At 51.6% G+C, this 20,436-nt stretch carries 19 protein-coding genes; 11 read left to right on the top strand and 8 right to left on the bottom strand.

All coding sequences use genetic code 11. The annotated features are described in order from the left end of the window. The first annotated feature begins 15 nt into the window (after positions 1 to 15). The 7 genes from KIS77_12820 to folA all read left to right on the top strand — a co-directional run bounded on the left by KIS77_12820 (position 16) and on the right by folA (position 4,140). Complete coding sequence (locus KIS77_12820) at positions 16 to 270, top strand: hypothetical protein (protein ID MCW5923221.1); 255 nt, start codon at positions 16 to 18, stop codon at positions 268 to 270. A gap of 115 nt (positions 271 to 385) precedes the next feature. Continuing rightward, positions 386 to 676: a hypothetical protein gene (locus tag KIS77_12825; protein MCW5923222.1), complete on the top strand. Its 291-nt coding sequence runs from the start codon at positions 386 to 388 to the stop codon at positions 674 to 676. Between the two features lie 156 nt (positions 677 to 832). Beyond that, a complete protein-coding gene (locus KIS77_12830) occupies positions 833 to 1,939 on the top strand; it encodes a DNA adenine methylase (GenBank protein MCW5923223.1) in 1,107 nt (368 codons plus the stop codon). Between the two features lie 182 nt (positions 1,940 to 2,121). Next, entirely contained in the window at positions 2,122 to 2,280 is a 159-nt protein-coding gene (locus KIS77_12835; GenBank protein MCW5923224.1) for a hypothetical protein, read from the top strand. A gap of 133 nt (positions 2,281 to 2,413) precedes the next feature. After that, positions 2,414 to 2,749 (top strand): DUF4440 domain-containing protein, encoded by a 336-nt coding sequence (locus KIS77_12840; GenBank protein MCW5923225.1) that lies wholly within the window; start codon positions 2,414 to 2,416, stop codon positions 2,747 to 2,749. Between the two features lie 61 nt (positions 2,750 to 2,810). After that, positions 2,811 to 3,632 (top strand): purine-nucleoside phosphorylase, encoded by an 822-nt coding sequence (locus KIS77_12845; GenBank protein MCW5923226.1) that lies wholly within the window; start codon positions 2,811 to 2,813, stop codon positions 3,630 to 3,632. Between the two features lie 13 nt (positions 3,633 to 3,645). Beyond that, positions 3,646 to 4,140 carry a type 3 dihydrofolate reductase gene (gene folA, locus KIS77_12850; GenBank protein ID MCW5923227.1) on the top strand — a complete coding sequence of 165 codons (495 nt, stop codon included), beginning with the start codon at positions 3,646 to 3,648 and terminating at the stop codon, positions 4,138 to 4,140. Between the two features lie 4 nt (positions 4,141 to 4,144). Here the strand turns inward: folA and KIS77_12855 are convergent, their stop codons facing one another. Next, positions 4,145 to 5,809, bottom strand: coding sequence for an AMP-binding protein (locus KIS77_12855; GenBank protein ID MCW5923228.1), 1,665 nt, complete (start codon positions 5,807 to 5,809; stop codon positions 4,145 to 4,147). A 119-nt stretch (positions 5,810 to 5,928) separates the two neighbouring features. Beyond that, on the bottom strand, positions 5,929 to 8,448 hold the full coding sequence (locus KIS77_12860) for a glycoside hydrolase family 2 protein (protein MCW5923229.1): 2,520 nt from the start codon (positions 8,446 to 8,448) through the stop codon (positions 5,929 to 5,931). Positions 8,449 to 8,878: 430 nt separating this feature from the next. Here KIS77_12860 and KIS77_12865 point away from each other — a divergent pair, with 430 nt between their 5' ends. After that, positions 8,879 to 9,502, top strand: a complete 624-nt coding sequence (locus tag KIS77_12865; GenBank protein MCW5923230.1) for a redoxin domain-containing protein — start codon at positions 8,879 to 8,881, stop codon at positions 9,500 to 9,502. Positions 9,503 to 9,516: 14 nt separating this feature from the next. Here KIS77_12865 and KIS77_12870 read toward each other — a convergent pair whose 3' ends face one another. Together KIS77_12870 and KIS77_12875 are read right to left on the bottom strand one after the other, a co-directional pair. After that, a complete protein-coding gene (locus KIS77_12870; protein MCW5923231.1) occupies positions 9,517 to 9,717 on the bottom strand; it encodes a helix-turn-helix transcriptional regulator in 201 nt (66 codons plus the stop codon). A gap of 3 nt (positions 9,718 to 9,720) precedes the next feature. Next, complete coding sequence (locus KIS77_12875; protein ID MCW5923232.1) at positions 9,721 to 10,194, bottom strand: hypothetical protein; 474 nt, start codon at positions 10,192 to 10,194, stop codon at positions 9,721 to 9,723. A 113-nt stretch (positions 10,195 to 10,307) separates the two neighbouring features. Here KIS77_12875 and KIS77_12880 point away from each other — a divergent pair, with 113 nt between their 5' ends. Beyond that, on the top strand, positions 10,308 to 11,225 hold the full coding sequence (locus tag KIS77_12880) for a glycosyltransferase family 2 protein (GenBank protein ID MCW5923233.1): 918 nt from the start codon (positions 10,308 to 10,310) through the stop codon (positions 11,223 to 11,225). On the opposite strand, the gene KIS77_12885 is transcribed toward KIS77_12880, so the two are convergent. Then, positions 11,210 to 12,988: a protein BatD gene (locus tag KIS77_12885; GenBank protein ID MCW5923234.1), complete on the bottom strand. Its 1,779-nt coding sequence runs from the start codon at positions 12,986 to 12,988 to the stop codon at positions 11,210 to 11,212. The two genes, KIS77_12880 and KIS77_12885, sit on opposite strands and share 16 nt — an antisense overlap. A gap of 55 nt (positions 12,989 to 13,043) precedes the next feature. Beyond that, positions 13,044 to 14,090, bottom strand: a complete 1,047-nt coding sequence (locus KIS77_12890) for a hypothetical protein (GenBank protein MCW5923235.1) — start codon at positions 14,088 to 14,090, stop codon at positions 13,044 to 13,046. 69 nt (positions 14,091 to 14,159) lie between these two features. Between KIS77_12890 and KIS77_12895 the strand changes: the two genes are divergently transcribed. Next, a complete protein-coding gene (locus KIS77_12895; GenBank protein ID MCW5923236.1) occupies positions 14,160 to 14,894 on the top strand; it encodes a PorT family protein in 735 nt (244 codons plus the stop codon). A gap of 80 nt (positions 14,895 to 14,974) precedes the next feature. Here KIS77_12895 and KIS77_12900 read toward each other — a convergent pair whose 3' ends face one another. Then, positions 14,975 to 15,469: a hypothetical protein gene (locus KIS77_12900; protein ID MCW5923237.1), complete on the bottom strand. Its 495-nt coding sequence runs from the start codon at positions 15,467 to 15,469 to the stop codon at positions 14,975 to 14,977. 567 nt (positions 15,470 to 16,036) lie between these two features. After that, positions 16,037 to 17,746: a single-stranded-DNA-specific exonuclease RecJ gene (gene recJ, locus KIS77_12905; protein ID MCW5923238.1), complete on the bottom strand. Its 1,710-nt coding sequence runs from the start codon at positions 17,744 to 17,746 to the stop codon at positions 16,037 to 16,039. 805 nt (positions 17,747 to 18,551) lie between these two features. On the opposite strand from recJ, the gene guaB reads away from it, so the two are divergent. Further along, a complete protein-coding gene (guaB, locus tag KIS77_12910) occupies positions 18,552 to 20,039 on the top strand; it encodes an IMP dehydrogenase (GenBank protein MCW5923239.1) in 1,488 nt (495 codons plus the stop codon). Positions 20,040 to 20,436 lie beyond the last annotated feature (397 nt).

The raw sequence follows: 20,436 nt of genomic DNA on the forward strand, positions 1-20,436 counted from the left end.
AAAATATTTGAAGTTATGACTGCTCAAAAGAAATTGACAAACCTCCAACTCGAGATGTTGAAGGTTTTTAGCCGCGAACTCCCGGAAGAACAACTGCTGGAAATCAGGCAGTTGTTGGCAAAATACTTTGCCCAAAAAGTGGACGAAGAAATGGACGAACTTTGGAAAGAAAAAGGCTGGACAGAGGAAACCATGCGCGAATGGGCGAACGAACACCTGCGTTCTTACAAAAAAGCGCCTGAACAAGTCACGATGGTCAATGAAAAATGAAAGTCGTTCTCGACACCAGCGTGCTCATCGCGTCTTTCGCTAAAAACTCGCCTTTTCGACCCATTTACAGCGCGTTGTTGGAGGGGAATACGAGTTGGCCGTTTCTACCGAAATCTTGCTGGAATATGCCGAGAAAATCGAAGAAAAAACCACGCCTTCCATTTCGCACAACCTGCTCGAACTCCTCACCCTCCTTCCCAATGTGCGCTTGCAGGAAATTTTCTACAACTGGAATCTCATCGCCAACGACCCTGACGCCAACAAGTTTGTGGATTGCTACATCGCCGCCGGCGCCGATTATCTCGTTAGCAACGACCGCCATTTCAGCGTGCTCAAACCCAACGATTTTCCGCCGGTTCAAGTGATTCGCATGGAGGCGTTTATGGAAATTCTTTCGAGTCTGTAAAAACGACGATATGCCGGAGCGGCGGATTGTGCTGAAGTTTGCGAAGTTGCAGGTGGTGTGAGGGGGACTGAAATTTTCAATTGTTTCTTGCCTTTTGCCACTGTTGGCATCCCGCCAACAACACCTCGAATGGACCGACTAAAAACACTTTAGACCATGCAATTTGACATATTTGGTGGCGCCACCTTGGCCGTGCCCGATACGGAAGGCATCAAATACGCGGGTTCAAAATTGAAACTGCTTCCCTACATTGTTGACATCATCTCCGAACTGGACGTTTCTCATGTTTTGGACGGATTCAGCGGTTCGACACGGGTAAGCCAGGCGTTTGCAAAACTTGGGTTTGATACCACCTCAAGCGATATTTCTGCTTGGTCTGAAACATTTGCGACATGCTATTTGCTAAACGATAAGCCCCCAAAGTTTTACCAGGAACTTATCAGGCATCTGAACTCTGTAAAAGGCTACGACGGCTGGTTCACGGAGCACTATGGGGGCGACGAAACGGATGCCGACAAGCGACCTTTTCAAAGAAAAAACACGCAAAAACTTGACGGAATACGCGACGAAATAGAGCGGCTGAACTTGAATAAAGTTGAAAAAGCCGTCGCACTGACGAGCCTGATTTTGGCCCTTGATTCTGTGGACAGCACCTTGGGCCACTACGCGGCTTACCTGGCAGATTGGTCGCCCCGCTCCTGCAACGACCTGATGCTGAAAGTGCCCAATTTGTTTGTTCCAACAGGCTCAAACAAGGTCATTCGGGGGGATATATTTGAAACGGTAAAAGACCGCTGGTTTGATTTCGCCTACTTCGACCCGCCCTACGGTTCCAACAATGACAAAATGCCGCCGAGCAGGGTCCGATATGCCGCCTATTACCACATTTGGACCACTGTCGTCTTGAACGACAAACCTCGGTTGTTTGGCAAAGTAAACAGACGCGAGGATACCCGCGACCAGATTTCTGCTTCTGTTTTTGAAGAATTTAGAAAAGACAACGATGGCAACTTGTTAGCGATGAAGGCCATTCGCAGGCTGATATCGGAGACCAATGCGCGGTACATATTGCTGTCGTATAGTTCGGGCGGAAGGGCGACCAAGCAAGAATTGATGGACATCATCAACACCTCCGGCACCTTGCTAAAGGCGCTTGAGATTGACTACAAACACAACGTCATGGCCACTATGCGCTGGACAAACGAGTGGGTCAACAGCGACAAAAAACACTTGGAGTATCTATTTTTGATGGAAAAGTGCTGATACTTTTTGCCGTTGTTGGCATTCCGCCCACAACACCTCGCGCGCGAGGCCAGATTAAAGCCTCACACATTTCACTGGCATCGATCTCTGCCGCTTGTTGTCGGCGAGACGCACGACAACGGCAAGTGTGGCAGGAAAGTGAAAACCACCTACCTTTCCCCCCCAAAATGGCTAGCCACAAGTTGCGTAAACACGCTCACCTCCAATCATTTCCCATCCTCCTTTTGGCATTTTCCACTATCCCCAACACGCTGCTGGCGCAAACGGATTTGGGAAAACTCATCGCTACCATCCTGCATCAAGACAGCCTGTTTTGGAAAACTTATACCTTGATTCGCTAGGATTTGTTAGATTAACATGATTGATGTTCTTGATTTTGAACAGATTGCGATTGCAGCCATGCCCAAAACCTAACGGCGCGAAGTATCCAACGACTGTGACACGGCGCAGGCGAGGCATTTTTTCACGGAAGATGTGGAGTTTTACCACGACAAAGGCGGGCCGACGTATGGCAGGGAGCGTCTCATGGCCGATACGAAGAAAAATCTTTGCAGCAACGAGCATTTCCGGCTGAGGCGGGAGGCAGTGGCGGGCAGTGTTCAGGTGTTTCCATTGGAAAACGACGGGAGCATCTATGGGGCTATCCTATCAGGCGAACACGTTTTTTACATTTGGGGAAAAGACCGAGCGGAGTATCTGGACGGTCGGGCGCGATTCACGCATGTCTGGCTCCTGCAAGCTGATGGCGGCTGGAAGATGTCGCGCATTTTGAGTTACGGCCATCGCCCGGCGACGGCCTCAAAGGAGTAGCCTCCATCTTGGACAATATGCCTACTTTTGGCCGCCGAAAAAAAACATAAAGCATCTTTTCATGCCACTTTATGAGCAAATACAGGAAGCCGTCGCCTTCGTTCGTTCCAAGACAGACTTCCGCCCTCGCACGGGCATCATCCTCGGTACGGGATTGGGCGATTTGACAGACGATGTGGAAGTGGAGGCCGAAATAGCCTATAGCGATATCCCGCATTTTGCTGCAAGTACTGTGACGAGTCACAAAGGGAAAATGATATTGGGTCATTTAGGGGGGCATCCGGTGGCGGTGATGGCTGGCAGGTTTCACTACTACGAGGGCTGGGCCATGCAACAGGTGACCTTTCCCGTGCGGGTGCTAAAATTTCTTGAAATAGAGCGACTTATCATCACGAACGTCTCCGGCGGGGTGAACCCTCATCTACAGGCTGGCGACCTTGTGGTGGTGCGCGACCATATCAATCTACTGCCCGAACATCCGCTGCGAGGAGCGAACGACGAGCGCCTCGGCCCGCGCTTCCCAGATATGTTGCACACCTACGATGCCGAGTTGCGTCGTCGCGCACTTGCCATCGCCAAGTCGCATCATATCCGGGTCATGGAAGGGGTCTATTCGGCCATGCAAGGACCGAACTTGGAGACACCCGCTGAATACGCGATGCTTCGTCGGCTTGGCAGCGACTGCACCGGGATGTCGTCGGTGCCAGAGGTGTTGGTGGCGCGACACAGTGATTTGCCAGTGCTGATGCTTTCCATGGTGAGCAATGTGGCCTATCCGCCATCTGTCATCAAGGTCACGACTGTGGAAGACGTGATTGAGATGGGGCGTGCTGCCGAGCCGCGATTGAGTTTGGTGATTAAAAAATTATTGGAAACGATTTGAATCCCTGTTGCTTATGCTTGTATCCGCTATTGTCGCCGTCGCCAAAAACAATGTTATCGGAAAAGACAACCAGATTCCTTGGTATCTTCCTGCCGACCTTGCCTATTTCAAGCGAACCACGCTGGAGCATCATGTCATCATGGGGCGCAACTCTTTTCACAGCATAGGCAAGCCGCTGCCCAAGCGTACCAATATCGTCATCACCCGCGACCCATTTTTTCAGGCGGATGGGGTGTTGGTCGCCCATTCTATCGAAGAGGCGCTGGGCATGGCCTACGACAATGGAGAGACGGAAGCCTTCATCATTGGTGGCGGCATGATTTACGAGGAAAGTCAGGCCCTCTGGGACAAGGTTTATCTGACAGAGGTTGATTTGGAGGTGGAGGGCGACGTGTTTTTCCCCACGCTCCATCCCGAGGAATGGCGCGAGACATGGAGCGAGCATCACCTACCCGACGAGAAAAACAAATGTGCCTACACTTTCAAGGTGTTGGAAAGGATGCTTTGAGGCATCAATTCCCATCCCGCAAGGCCCGCCTCAGTATTTTGCCCACGTTCGTCTTTGGTAGTTCTGAGCGAAACTCAATGTGTTTCGGCACTTTGTAAGCGGTCAGATTGGCGCGACAGTGCGCGATGATTTCCTCCTCTGTGAGCGAAGGGTCTTTTTTCACCACAAATACTTTCACGACCTCGCTTGATTTTTCATCAGGTACACCGATGGCGCAGGACTCAAGCACCTTGGGGTGCATGGCCAACACATCTTCCACCTCGTTGGGATACACATTGAAGCCTGACACGAGAATCATGTCTTTTTTGCGGTCAACAATTTGGAAAAAACCATCCGGGTGCATGAACCCCATATCGCCCGTGCACAGCCAACCGTCTTGGATGGTCTTGGCGGTTTCGTCGGGGCGCTGCCAATAACCTTTCATGATTTGCGGCCCTTTGGCTTGCAGTTCTCCCACGTTTTCGGGACCGGGCGGCAGCGGATTGCCCTGCTCATCAGCCACGCGCAAATCGGTGGAAGGCACGGGCATCCCGATGGTGCCGATGCGGGCATTGGCACCCAGTGGATTGACGGTAAGCACTGGGCTGCTCTCGGTGAGGCCCCAGCCTTCGGTGATGCCACAACCAGTGACTTGCTGCCAACGCTCGGCGACGGCTCGCTGCACGGCCATGCCACCGCCGACGGTTGCTTTTACGCTGGAGAAATCCAATGAGGCAAAGTCGGGGTGATTGAGCAAGGCGTTGAACAGGGTGTTCAGGCCAATCACGATATCCGGCGGGTTTTTGCGCCACTCCTTGATGAGTGCCTTCAAATCGCGGGCATTGACGATGAGCACGTTGCGAGCGCCGCAGTTCATGAAAGCGAGGCAATTGACCGTGAAGGCAAAAATATGGTAGAGTGGCAGCGGGCATAGGGCAGTGAGCCCGTCCTCTGTCAGCACTTGCGAAAGCCAAGCGCGGATTTGCATCATGTTGGCCACGAGGTTGCGGTTGGTCAGCATGGCACCTTTCGACACGCCAGTGGTGCCGCCCGTGTATTGGAGCGCGACGACATCGTCGGGGCCGCTCTGAAACGGCTTGATGGTGAATTGCCGCCCTTGTTTCAAGGCAGTTTTAAAGTTGACAGTGTTGGGTAGGCTGAACTTCGGCACCATCTTTTTGATGTGCCGCACCACCAGATTGACGACCCACCCTTTGAAGCCGAGCATTTCGCCTATGCTGGTGACTATGACAGTCTTGATTTGCGTCTCACCGATGATTTGTTGCAAGTTGGCCGCAAAATTCTCGACAATGATAATCGCCTTGGCACCTGAATCCACAAATTGATGCCGCATCTCGCGCGGCGTGTATAGCGGGTTGGTATTCACCAGCACCAACCCTGCCCGAAGGCACCCAAACAACGCGATGGGGTACTGTATCAAATTGGGCATCATGAGCGCGACGCGGTCGCCGGGTTCGAGGCCACGCGATTGGAGGTAGGCGCCAAAGTGCCTGCTCATTTCGTCCACTTCTCTGAACGTGAGCGTTTTTCCCATATACACAAAGGCGGGCGAATGGCTATATTTTTTGAAACACTCGTCCAGCGCATCTATCACGCGCGGATATTGCTCTGGGTCAATGTTGGCTGGTACGCCGGCGGGGTAGTGCTGTAGCCAAGGCTTGTCTATCATTTTGCGTAGTTAGTTTTAAAAATTGTGAATGAGGCGGAGGGGTGTAAGTACAATGTTTGAAGCGACAAGATTGGGAAAAGAACAGAATTTAAAAATGGAAGTTGAGAGGTTTTGTTCAATCAATAGGTGTCCACCAAACTCTTCGCCCGAAACGCATTGGCGGGGTCGTCCAAGATTCGCTGTGTTTTGAAAAGCACGGTTTTGCGTTCGCCGGGCAACATATCGAAATAGTTGTCGGTGAAGAAGCCATCTGTCTCTGTTGTTATCATGAGGTTTTTGGCAAGCTTGTCGCTTTGGAGCGTGAGCAAATAGCCGTCGTTGGCTTGGGTCACTTTCAGATTGACTTTTGTCTTGGGCAAGAACAATTTGCGCGGAGGGCATAGATAGTGCAATCGGCGATAAACGAGCTCGCCCGCTGCATTTCTCAACGTTATTTCAATAACAGACTGCTCGATTTTGTTCTTGTCAAGCACCGTTTTTAAGTAGCCTTGCCAAATCATCCGACTCGAATCGGCAGGGATTTCCGTGTCGAGTTGTGTCACGTCGCTTAGCAATTTGCCGTCAAAATCAAAGGCGCGTACTCGCAGGGTCGTGCTTGTTTTTTCCAACAAATCAGACACCCCGTACAGCCTAAGGATATCGCCATCCACGAGCGGCAATGCGGCTACATGGCTAAATGCCTCGCGTGCGTAGTAGTGGAGTGCTTTCCAGCGGCCGAAGTAATCGCGGCTCGACCACGACGCTACTGGCCACACATCGTTGAGCTGCCAGTAGAGCGTGCCCATGCAATAGGGCTTGTTGCGGCGATGTGCCTCGATACCTGTGCGCATCCCCTCGGCCTGAAGGATTTGGCTGACATAGACGAAATCCTCGAACGTCTTGGTGGGGCGAAAGTCGCGTTTCATGTATTCGGCGATGAGGGCATTGCCGCGTGGGTGTTTTTGGTGCGTGAGCATCACCTTGCTTTCCAAGCGGCGGTCGTCGGGCAGGGTGAACGATTCGATGGTGCGCCATTCGGGAAAGCTTTGAAAACCGTATTCGCTCATGAAGCGCGGCACTTTTTTGTTGAACACCTCAAATGGCTCTTCATCGTGCCACACGCCCCAATAGTGTGAGTCGCCTTCGGTGTTCGACTTGGGGTTGCGTCGCCCGTATTTGGGAGAGCTTTCCCAATAAGGCACTCCGCCCGCGTAGTTCTCCACATAGGTAGGCAACAAATCGTTGAACAGCACTTGATAGTCGCGCCAAATCTGGTTGCGTTGGCCTTCGTTGAATTGCATTTGCCAGCCCCAATTATGCCAAGCCTCATTGTTCTCATTGTTGCCACACCACAACGCGATGCAGGGGTGCTGGCGGAGTCGCTCTATCTGCTCAAAGGCTTCGAGCGCCGCACTTTTCAAAAAACTCCCGCTGCCCGGATACATGGCGCAGGCGTACATGAAATCTTGCCAAACAAGTATGCCTCGGGCATCGCAGAGCTGATAAAACAGCTCGTCCTCGTAGATGCCGCCTCCCCACACCCGCAGCATATTCATGTTGGCCGACACGGCATCGTCCAATATCTGTCTGTATTGCGCTGGGGTCACGCGGTCTTGAAACATATCAAGGGGGATATAATTGGCTCCTTTTGCAAATACTGGCATCCCATTGAGTTTGAAATAAAAACTTTCCCCCTTGGGCTCTTTGTTCGTCACGAGCTCGATGGTGCGGATACCAGTGCGCACATCAGCTTTCTCGATGAACATGGCCCCGCGCTTGATGCTTACCGAGAAGTCGTAGAGATGAGGCTCTCCCATGCCGTTGCACCACCATAATTTGGGGTCGGGCACGTCCCAAGTCACGGAGTCCTCGTGCACGCCGATTCGAAGCTCCCGCTCTTCCACCGACCGGCGTTTTTCATACTGAGCCATCAAGGTGATTTTGCCTTCAATGTCGGAGCGATAACGGATGCGTGCCACCATTTGGGCATTTTGCTTCGTAATGTTTTGCGTGGTGACGAAGATGTTTTCAATCAAAACGTCATCCCAAGCAACCATTTCGGGTGCTTTGAGGATGCCGCAACCCACAAAACGTGGCCCCCAATCCCAACCATAATGAAACTGGGCTTTGCGCGTCATGGTGCGGATGCCGCCCGGCAACTCGTAGCCCAAGTTCTTCCAGTCTTGCTCGACTTTTTTGGTAGGGCTTTCAAAATAAATGTGGAGTCTGTTGTTGCTCGGCTTGAGATGGCGCTTGACATCCGCCTTCCAAGTGCGAAACATATTGTTGGTTTGCAGAATCAAGCTGTCATTGAGAAAAACCTGTGCGTAAGTGTCCAAGTTTTTGAAAATGAGCTCGACGTGTTTGCGCTGCAACACCGTGGAATCCACATCGAAAGCACATTGGAATTCCCAGTCCTCGCGCTCAATCCATTGCAGCTTTTCCTCGTTGTCGCGGTAGAAGGGGTCTTCAATCATGCCATTTTGTAGCAACGCCGTATGCACGCTGACGGGCACCTTCGTTGGTTTCCATGCTTCGGTGTTGGCTTGGCGGAACTCCCAAGCGACATTGATGGTCTGTCGGATAGGAGCGGTGTAGTTTTGGGCGGTGGCGGACATAGGCAGCGAGGCAAGCGAGGCGAGAAAAAAAAAGTTCTTCATAGGGTGGCAAAAATACATTTTGCCTGAATACTGCCTGTCGGTCTCGGTTTTTAGTTGTGTCGGGGGCCAAACACGGTGTTTTTTCTGGCCTTTACTCCGCGCTGTCAAATTCCGGGTACGGTAAAAAGCGCAGTCCATTTATACCTCGCGCCGCCAGGTTTTGGGCATGGCCGCAATCGCAATCTGCTCAAAATCAGGGGCATCAATCATGTTCATCCGACAAATCCTAGCGAATCAAGGTATAAATTGGTCTTTATGTCGAACGCCCGCTATTAGTTCTCCGAAAGCGATTACTTTTGGGGGTGTTTAGATACAATGTGCAAACCGTCAAGACACCAAAAACTCGGCGCATAACTTTTGTGTTGAAAAAACGTTCTTCACTGGTTTTGCGAACCCACCCTCTGAATACATATCTACTTTTATTGCAGCTATGCCTGTCAACCATTCAAACCTGCCGCAAGTCGGCGATGTAGCCCCCTCCTTTATTTTCCCCACGCCACAAGGAGAAATATCTTTTCCTGCGTATTGTCAGGGCTATTGGTGCGTGTTCTTCGCGCACCCCGCCAATTTTACTTCGGCTTGGACGATGTTCTCGGCTTTCCTTGCCAAAAAAGAACGCTGGCTCAATGAGCGAAATACCAAAGCGTTGGCCCTTTCGACCGTCCCCATCAACCAAAACGACTGGTCGGACAAGGCGCGCCGTTTTATAGGAATCCACCTCAAGGCACCCGTGCTGGAGGATTTGGATTTCAATATCGCCAACCTCTACGGCATGGCCTCCGGACGACGCCCACAAGCCGGGTGCGACCGTCTGGCTTTTATCATTGACCCCGAAGGTATCATACGGCTCATCATCACTCGACCGCTTATGCCCGACATCGAGAGTGCCCTTATGGAAATTGAGGCAGCGTTTCACCGTCTGCAAGGCAATCTCGTAGAAGGGTTCGTCCCGCCATTGGAGCCTGTGGATGCCTTGGAGCAATCGGATGCCACCGATGGCCTATACAGAACCAAACCCGCGCATTTCTCGAAGAAGCGGATAAGCCCAAATTGAGAACTGACGGTGCCCTAATCTCCTTCCTCCAACTCAAACACCTCCTCTACTTTTTTGCCAAACGCCCGTGCGATTTTCATGGCCAAAGTTGCTGACGGCACATATTTTCCCAGTTCGATGGCATTAATCGTTTGGCGGGTCACCTGCACCCGTTCGGCCAGCTCGGCCTGCGATATGTTCAAGATGGCCCGCTCAACACGGATATTGTTTTTCATAGTCTATATTTTTGAAAATAAGGGCTTCAAGTGCAAGATGTAATGGAAGCGCCCCACGAAAATCAATAGTGGTGTGAACATATTGAAAGTCATGACGGTGAGGAAAGGTATGCCGTGCACGAAAATGATGAACAACATAAGCAACGCCGCATTGATAAAAATCGCCCATTGCAACGATTCCAAGCGCACCCGCTGAATCCATTCGTCTTCCACCCGTTCTTTTGAAAATGTCAACAAGAGCAACCCGACGAGCAGGCTAAGCGAAATGAACTCATCCAAAAGGCAAATTGAGATGCTTTTGGATGTTGAGAAATGGTCAATCCACAGGAAATGGTCTGCCCATGCGGGAAGAGCAACACACCAGTATTCGAAGTGCTCTTCAATGAGCAGGAAATACAAACCCGCAAGGGCGGACGGAATGGTCATTGTCCAGCCCAACGTTTTCCATCTGTAAGACAAAAGCAATGAGTTTTTCATTTTTAGTCGTTTTTTAATGACATTATGCAAACAATAAACGACTAAAAGTAAAGTATGTTTTACATTTTGTAAAAAAAATACCTGCCCTGTGTCAAGCAGCGTAGTTTTGCTCCATGAAAGTTGCAGGCTTCACTTTTATCCGCAATGCGCTGCGCTATGACTATCCGGTAGTGGAAGCCGTTACTTCCATTCTCCCGATTTGCGACTATTTTTTGGTGGCGGTTGGTCGTTCCGACGACGAGACGCTTGATTTGGTGCGCGGTATCGGCGACTCAAAAATTCATGTTCTTGAGACGGTGTGGGACGAGTCGTTGCGCGAAGGAGGGCGGGTATTGGCTGTCGAGACCAACAAAGCGTTCGATGCCATCCCGCCAGAATATGACTGGTGCTTCTACATCCAAGCAGATGAGTGTGTGCATGAAGACGCTCTGCCTGCCATACGAACAGGCATGGAACAGTACCTTGCCGACCCGCTCACGGAAGGCTTGTTGTTCCATTATCTCCATTTTTACGGTTCCTACGATTTTGTCGGAGCGAGTCGGCGCTGGTATCGCCACGAGGTGCGGATTGTGCGCAACGACAAGAGGATTCGCTCGTGGAAAGATGCACAGGGGTTTCGCATCGCCCGGCATCAAAACGTGGATGTCGCATCGCCAAGCGAATCATTGAAGGAAGCAGAAAAGCTGCGCGTCCGTCTGTTGCCTGCGCACATCCATCACTACGGCTGGGTGAAGCATCCCTTGGCGCAACAGCGCAAGCAAGCAAGTTTCAATCGTTGGTGGCATTCCGACGATGTAGCCAGAGCAATGGCCGGAGAAAAAGCGGTTTATCAATACGATGGCAAGGAGCCGCTCAGCTGGTTTGAGGGTTCGCACCCGGCGGTGATGCTGCCTCGCATTCGTGCGATGAACTGGCAGTTTGAAGGCGACCCTTCGCAAGTGCGCTGGTCGTGGAAAGACCGCGCTTCGATGTGGCTGGAAAAAACAATCGGCTGGCGACCGGGGGAGTACAGGAACTACGAGCTTCTTTGATGGCGGGGCGTTCGCTCCAAGTCTTGCACCACCGATTCGGCAGCCCGCCAAGTGCTTTCCATCTGTGCAGAGAGGGACTGCCCGGCAAAAAGAGCCTGTTCGCAGGTTTGCCAGACGACCAGCAGATTCTGAATGGTCCCGGCAGGCACCCCGCGCTCGGTCAGGGCTATGCGGATGTTTTCCTGTGTCATCTGGGCTGGGGTGAATTGAAAACGAGCCGCAAGATAGCCCTGTAGCACCTTGAACAGTTCGTCGTAGAAGGCTCGAGGCTGGCCGCTATGGAGCAGGGGCGCGACTCTCAAAAAGCGTTCGCGGATGGCTTTTGCCGAAGGCCGATTGATGGGTGGCTCAGGGGGGGAAATGGGCTTGGCGGGTTTATTTTTTTGTTTTTTCAACAAATAAAAAATACCGAATAAGGAAATGGGCAGGGCAATCAAGCTCCATAGGATTGGAGAATGGAGCCATTCTGAGACCTTTTCCCATGCCTCCATGCCGCGGGAAGTGGTGGGTAGTGACGGGGTGTCAATGTCTGCTTGGTCGGGATGGTAATTTTTGCCTGCGCTTATTTTCACGGCGGGCAAATGGTCTGCTTTTAGCTCGACAAAGCGGTTGCTGTCGGGGTCGAAATAGGTCAAAGAGGGTACTATGCTGTATTCGCCCGGCTCTTTGGGCAATATCACATATTCAAGCACTTTGGAGTGGACCAACTCTTCCCCGTTTTCGTAAACTTCTTCCTCTGCGATGCGCGGCTCAAAACCTTCCAATCCTTCGGGCAACGCGAGCTTGGGAGCGGCAAAACGCTTGGAGTCGCCGTTGCCTCGCAGCGCAATGGTCAGCGTGATGGCATCATCGGTTGAGAGGGTGTCGCGGTCTATATCCACCTGCCAGTTGTATTGCCCCACGCCTCCGGTAAAGTTGTCAGGCCAAGGGTCGGGCAGGGCTTTCACGGCCAGCGTAAGTGGCTGTGTTTGGAGAATCACGGGCTTTGGCCCCAGAAAAGACCTGAAGGTGCCGGGTGGCTCTTCCACCCCGACGCGCACTCTTGCCACTCCTATAAATAGGTCTTCGCTTTTTTGAGGGAATATAGCTTCCTCGTGGAGGGTTTTCACCGCGTATTTTTTTCCATTGACGGTTTGGTAGGTCACGCGAGTGTCGAAACGGCGTTTTTCCTTGGAATAGAAGCCCTCAAAGTCTGGCAATTCGATGATGTCGGCACCTTCGAGCGAGAGTTGGGTGTATAGTTTGATGCGCCAAGTAATTTGTTGGCCGATGTAAGCTTCATTGTGGTCGAGCTCGCCCACGATGAACAGGTTGTCCGAAATGCCGGGAGGCAGGTTGACGCTGGGCTTCGATTTTGGGGACATTACTTTTACGGTGAGCGTGGGGGTGGAGAGCGTCTTGCCGTCCACCACGACATTGGCGGGGCCGATGGTGAAGGTGCCGGTGCGGCGCGGTTCCAGCTCATAACTCCATGTCTGATGAGACGACGAGCGGCCATTGATGATGACCACGCCACGCATTTCGTTGGGGCCGCCCACTATTTTGAAGTCCGAGAATTCGGGGGCCTTGAAGCGCTCGCCTCGCGCACCTTTGAGCGAAAAGGCTATTTCAAACGAACTGCCCAACACGACTTCTTTGGAATTCGACTTGACTTCAAAAGTTTGCGCGAAAAGCAAGTTCGGCACAACAAACAATAAACCTATCGCCCGCCAGCGTCGGGTGTTTGTGAAAGTTCGGATGAGCGATGGCAAGTTGCAGTTCATCTGAAAAGCATTTTTTTCGCGGGGCCGAACAGCCCCTTTGCTGTTGCCGACAAAGTTACTGTCGTCGGGGTTTGTATTTCGACTGTTCCAAAAACTTCTGTGCATCGGTGAGACTCAACATTGCTTCCAACGTGGTGTCGGGGTGGCGCTTCATGTATGCTTCCACGATTCGCCACCCTATCCAATTGCCGATTTCGCCGGGGGCCTCCTGGAAAACGACGGGGGCATTGGGGCTGGGGCTGACTAATTTTTTGAGTTTGCGGGCATCGGTGGAGTAGAGCAGATTTTGCTCCAGCAGACGCGCCCACACTTCTTGCTCGTTGGCGTAGCATCCCTCCATTTGTTCTCGCGTGTAGCCCATCTTCAAGCTATCGGGCACCTTTGGCAAAAGACGGTCAACGACGTAGAGCAGCTTGCCGTTGTGCAGCATCTGGTCGAGCAGGCGCTCCCCGGGGGGGGCATCATTGAGATTTTGGGCAATGGCCTTGGCGAGTCGCACGGCGATGTAGTCTTTTTGAAATTGCCGCCGTATGTAGGCGGGTTTGGTGTTTTCATTGGCAAGATAGGCGGGATAATCCTCTCCGAGGTACATATCCAGCCCGATGCCACACAGGCTGTCGCCTGCCGTGAAGGCATCCGTGACAAATTCGGACACGATGGCTACCACTTCGGGTACGGGTTTGTCGGGGAAATAATGTTTGTAGTATTTGAACATTTGAGTCAAGTCGCGTTCCAACCAGCGCAAATCGCCATAAACTTGCTGCACCGTGTCGTAAAGATGTCGAATTTCGGGAGCCGTGAGAAAGCCCCGCACCGCCTCGAGCGGTGTTTCTTTCGGGTTGGTCACATCATGTATGATATTGACGGCAAAGAGCGGGAACATTTCGGGATACATTTGCGCCATGCGTTGCATTCCCGCTTCGAGTTGATGGGTGTCGAGCGCAAACAGGTCTTGGTCAAATCTGCGAATCTTGATGTCCAGCTCGATGTGCGACACATCGGGAGCATTGCTGGAATCGCCTATGCAACCGTTCAAAACAGCACAGATGACCAGCAAGATTAATCCTGTCGCGTTGTATTTCGCCTTTGATAACAAACTCATGAAAAAAACTTCGATTTTAGCGGCCGATTTTGGAAGTCCATATTTTAACACGCAAAACAACAACTGATTATGAAAAAAATTGCCTCAACTTTTTGCTTTTTGACATTCACCCTGTCCGTGCTCATGGCGCAAGAAGACGTGGGTTTTCGCTTCGGCGTGCAGGCCAGCCCCACTTGGTCGTGGATGCGAACGAACGATAAAAAACTGGAAGGCACGGGTTCCAACTGGGGACTCAAGTTTGGGATGCTGGGAGAGTTTTACTTTGCTCCCAACTATGCGCTCGTCACGGGGTTGGGCTTTGGCTTCAATCAAGGTGGCAACATACTCAATGGCTACCCGACCGCCGACCTTTGGAAAGACTCGCAACTGAGCAGAAACGAGCTCCATGCAATCCCCCAAAACGGCAAGTATCACTATCGGCTCACTTATGTGGAGATTCCGATGGGGCTTAAATTGCGCGGCGGAAGCGACGAAACCATCAAATACTATTTTGAAATTCCGGTGTTCACATTAGGCTTTCTGACACGCGCCCAAGGCGACATTCGGGGAACGAACGACCGCAATGAAAACGACGAGGACATCCGGGATGATGTCAACGGTTTGGCCCTTTCTTGGGGTTTTGGAGGCGGCGTGGAGTATAAAATGTCTGGAGCCACCTTGGTGGCGGGGCTTTCTTTTCAACAACAATTCACCAATGCCAAAGGCAAAGGCCGTGTGCAGCGTGAGCCGGGCGGCGAGTTTACCGAAGAAAAATCGAAAGCCAACATCGGCCTTATCGCTCTTAGAACAGGGGTGTTTTTCTGACGTTTCCCATTTTGATGAAATAGTCTCCGCTACTATTGCAATAAAAAGCCCCGTGATGGATACACGGGGCTTTTTTAGAGTCACTCTTTGAGATGCTTTAGTTGGTCATTTATGGTCTTTTCCCATTTTCTAATCATCTGAAGCTCTCCACTTAGCTGCATAGAATCTTGTGCGTTGTAGAACTCCATCAAGATATCCGGCTTGCTCGAATCAGTGGGGGTAAAGTGCAGGTCGAGTCTATCAACCATTTTGTGGCTGCCATCCTTATTGCTAATTGTCCTACCTGTCTCCTCGACCCTGCAATGCTTCGTCTCAGCAAGTCTGACGTGCTTAATCACTTCCTCTTCTTTGTCCTTTTTTAGAAAAAAAACGCTATTCGTGCTGTTGTCAAGCCCGATAATGAAATTTCCAAAAATTTCGTGCTGGACTATATTGCCGCCATACTGGTTGGCAATTGCCGAAAGTGATTTTAAAAGTTGTTTTTCTTTGTTTTTTTTGATGCGGCTCATTGCCACAAAGGGTAATATGCAAAGGGTCATCAGGGATATCCCGACGACAAAAGTTCCTATGTCCATTTTATGCTGTTTAGAAAATTGAATTAGACAAACGAGCATTGTGCGAGACAATGCCAATTCGACATGACGAGAGGTCGCCGACAAGGGCGATATTTCTTAGAAATGGACTACCAGAAATAGTGGAAGGGGAAGATAATATCTATGCCTCGAAGATTGATAAGAATATAACTTCCGATAGAAAGGCGCTTAAATGCTTCAAACCCTAATAGATTTTCTATTCTATTGGCAACTCCCCAAAAGCAATCAAACAGGCTTTTAGAGGAAGATGGTGAAGCAGTGTTTGAGGCGCCGACGGAAGGTTCGGATGAGGCAACATGATAGAAAAGGCTTGTCGCGCTTACCGATGCATAGATGTTGTGTGTTTGCTCAGAATTGTATGCTTGGGTATGGTGATGGGAATGAACATTGCCCATGCTTATCAGACAATAATAAAGCAAGGGGGCAAACACCATTGTGCCAATTCTGGTTGAATTTTTCACGTCGCAAAAGTAGGGTGATATTTAGTGCTTTTTTGACAATCACAAATCATTTACAAAGGTCTTCAAGATGGGGTTGTGAGGGATTTAATCACGCCAGCTCCGTCGGCCTGAAATCTTTGGCTTGCAAGGACAGCGTCGTTTCTCCGCGCCAATGTTCAGCACGCAGATTGAAGGCCACATCGAACGGGCGGCCTTTCACTTCCATAAATTTGTCGCCTAAGCCGAAGCCTACTCCTTTGAACACGGTGTTCCCATCCGAATGTCGGAGCGACAGCCGGACGTGATTGTTCTTAAGCAGGCAACTTTGGCCAGTATCCATCACATTTTCGGCCCAGAAAACGGGATTTCGATTGTGCGGGCCAAAAGGCTCGAACTGTTTGAGCGTATTCCAAAATTTTGCGGATAGGTCGTCGAGCCTGATTTTGGCACATATCTCTATCACCGGATGCTCGTTGTCGGAGGTGATTTTTTGGTGCGCAATGGACTCGAAGCGCAACGCAAAGGCATCCACGTTCTCTATCGGCATTTGCATTCCGGCAGCGTGTGCGTGGCCTCCAAAAGAAAAGAATAGGTCTTCGCAATCTTGCAGCGCCGCGTAAAGGTCGAACCCCGGCACCGAGCGAGCCGAGCCGACTGCTCGCCCGTTGCTTTGCGTCAGGATGACCGAGGGTCGGTGGAAAGTCTCCGTCATGCGGCTGGCTGCGATGCCGATGATGCCTTTGTGCCATGAAGGGTCAAATAGGACAATGCTGCGCTTTTGTTCCCAATCGGGCGTTTCCGTGAATCGGCGGCGGGCTTGGTCGGCCATAGCGTAGTCCACTTCGCGGCGCTCTTTGTTTCGGTGCACAAGTGTGCCAGCGTGGTTGAGTGCGCTATTGCGCTCGGCGGCCAACAGCAACCGCACGGCATCCCGCGCATCGCCCAGTCGGCCTGCGGAGTTGATGAGCGGCCCCAAGCCAAATACCACATCGGCGACAGTCAGGGGCAGCGAGCGGTTGATGCGTTGGATGAGCGCCCAAAGGCCGGTGCGGGGCGAGCGGTTGAGCCGTTGAAGGCCGAAACGAGCGAGTGTGCGGTTCTCCCCGACCATCGGCACGATGTCGCACGCAGTACTGACGGCCACGAGGTCGAGCAAATCATCCAACTCTTCGGAAGGGGTGTTGTGATGCATCGCCAGTGCCTGTGCCAGTTTGAAAGAGATGCCACAGCCACTCAGCTCCTTGAAAGGGTAAGGGCAATCATCGCGCTTTGGGTCAAGATTGGCCACTGCTTCGGGCAGCCCCCCCTCTGGAAGATGGTGGTCGCAGATGATGTAGTCAATGCCGTACCCTTTTGCCCGCCTTATTGCTTCATGGGCCTTAATGCCGCAATCCATCGCCACCACGAGCGTGGCCCCGGTCTCGCGGGCATATTCCACGCTGGCAAGGCTCACGCCATAACCTTCCTTTTCCCTGTCAGGCAGGTAATAGTCTAAGTTTTGATAGAAATTTGATAGAAACGCATACATGAGCGCCACGCTGGTGGTGCCGTCCACATCGTAATCGCCATAAAGCAATATGCGTTCGTTTCGGCGAAAAGCCTCACTTAGCCTATGCACCGCCGCATCCATGTCTTTCATCAAAAAAGGATTGTGCAAGTCGGAAAGGCTGGGGCGGAAGAAGGCACGGGCATCCTCGTAGCTGGTGATGCCCCGTTGGACAAGCAGCCGGCAAAAAATAGGGGCAATGCCCAACGCCTCTTGCAGCGATTGCGCGCGATGCTCGTCAGTGGGGGTGAGTTGCCAGCGGGGCGATTTCATGTGAAGGCGGGGTGTTGATGAATCGGCGGCTAAAATAGGCCTTTTTCGGCAAATTCTTCTGCGCGTTTGGAGATTTAAGGTAGATAACCAACCTTGCTAGGGCCTTTTTAAACAAACGTAGAAACTTAGGCAGCCCCAAGCGCATAAGACTCGGTTGACAGGCTTACAGGTTTTTGGCGTCGAAGCCACTTCATTGAACCTGCAAATCTTGTAAATCCTGTCAAAAATTCAATGCCTGCTGTCCTGTCTAAGTTTTTACGATTTTCAAACGATTGCGAGCACCGTTCGTCCAAAACCGCCTTGTCAGGCCCTGTACTCAGGGGCTTGCCCGGCCAAGTGAAGCGGAGAGAGTGTTCAGAAAACTGTGTCATCCCAATGGAGACGATAAGAAAACACAGAGGCACGAAGGGCACAGAGTTTTGGTTTTCAATAATTTACATTCCTTTAAGCGCGGCGTGTATTGCGTAAAAAGAAAACACCCGGTATGGTTTGACACACTTTTCTGAACACTCTCGAAGCGACGGGGCTGATTTGCGTCAGCCATTCTCGGTTTGTAAGAGGTTTCATCTTTTGAGGAATGAAAAAGGTGACATCTCGGCCTGTTTCTGAGATGTCACCCCTCCATGCTTCCGGGATGACACCTCGGCCCCCCCCCAAAGCGAGAATGGCTGGATTTGCGTTGACTAAAAAGACCACTCCAATTGAATCCTGTGAATCGCTTGGGAGCATAGCCGGCAAATTCTGTATTTGCAAAAAATTTGCACCTGTCCTGTTTTAATGTTCGCGCTGCTTCCGACCTTTGCGCATGGAAACGAAGAAAATAACAGCCGAATCAAAATTCCTCGGCGAGTCGCTCACCTACGACGACGTGCTGCTCGTCCCTGCTTACAGCGAAGTCTTACCAAGAGAAGTTGACATCTCAAGCCAGCTCACGCGAGGCATCCGCCTCAATGTCCCTATTGTCTCTGCCGCCATGGACACCGTGACGGACAAAAATCTCGCAATTGCCATTGCCCGGCAGGGAGGTATCGGGATGATTCATAAAAACATGAGCATCGCAGACCAAGCGGAGCAAGTGCGGGCGGTGAAACGCTCCGAGGCCGGGATGATTATTGACCCCGTCACCCTGCACCCCGATGCGCGTATCAGCGAGGCGCTGGATTTGATGAAAAAATACAGCATCGGTGGCATACCGGTCACCGACCGCCGGGGCAAGCTCGTGGGCATCCTCACCAACCGCGACCTGCGGTTCGAGACTGACCGCAACCGCTTTGTGCGCGAGCTGATGACGAAAAAAAACCTCGTGACCGCCCCGCTCGGCACCACGTTGGAGCAAGCCCGCGACATTCTCCAATTTCGGAAAATCGAAAAACTGCCTGTGGTGGATGACAAATTCCACCTTGTCGGGCTTATCACCTACAAAGACATCATGAAAGGGGTGAATTTTCCCCATGCGTGCAAGGATTCCTTTGGTCGCCTTGTGGTGGGTGCTGCGGTGGGTGTCACTTCCGATGTGGAGGAGCGTGTGGCCGCCTTGGTCAAAGTCGGCGTGGATGTGGTGTGTGTGGACACCGCTCATGGTCATTCACGCGGTGTGTTGGATGCGGTGAAACACCTGAAGAATAAATTTCCCCAGCTGCAAATCATCGGCGGCAATGTGGCTACGGGAGATGGTGCCAAGGCCTTGGTGGATGCTGGCGCCGATGCCGTGAAGGTTGGGGTAGGGCCGGGCAGTATCTGCACCACGCGCATTGTGGCAGGCGTGGGCGTTGCACAACTATCGGCCATTTTCAATTCGGCGCAGGCGATTCGAGGCTCTGGGGTGCCTATTATTGGCGATGGTGGAATTCGCTACACGGGCGACATCGTGAAGGCATTGGTGGCAGGTGCGAGCACTATCATGGCGGGTTCTTTGTTTGCAGGCGTGGAGGAGTCTCCCGGCGAGACCATCATCTATGATGGGCGCAAATTCAAATCCTATCGCGGCATGGGTAGCCTCGGCGCTATGCAATTAGGCTCTAAAGACCGCTACTTTCAGGATGTGGAAGACGATATCAAGAAATTGGTGCCCGAAGGCATCGAGGGCCGCGTGCCTTACAAGGGTACGTTGCAAGAGGTGATGGTTCAGTACATTGGCGGCTTGAGGGCTGGCATGGGCTATTGCGGTGCCGCGACGGTGGCAGAGTTGCAGGAAAAAGGCCGGTTCGTCAAAATCACCAATGCTGGCATGACAGAAAGCCACCCGCACAACATCATCATCACGCGAGAATCGCCCAACTATTCAAGAAGTTGAGGCGCGCGGTCTAATGGTGTTTTACCAATTCTTCGTTTTCCACCCAAAACGATTGAGGATATAGCGATTTTGAATAAGCCGCGAAAGTATGTTGCGGAGCCAGCGATTCTCGCTTTGTCGGGTTCTGAGGTGTCATCCCGGAAGAATGGAGGGGTGACATCTCAAAAACAGGCCGAAATGTCACCTTTTTCGTTCCTCAAAAGATGATACCTCTTGCAAACCGAGAATAGCTGTTGCGGAGCACACTACTTGACATTTTTTTGTGCTGCAAAGACGCAAAGGCACATAATGCGGTAAATCAATGAGTATTTTGCTTTGCGCTTTTGTGGCTTCGTGGCAAATTTGAAAATGTTCGATAGTGTGGTCGCGTAGCCAAATGGCTGTCTACCAAAATAAT

This window comes from Saprospiraceae bacterium, assembly GCA_026129545.1.
Lineage (GTDB): Bacteria > Bacteroidota > Bacteroidia > Chitinophagales > Saprospiraceae > M3007.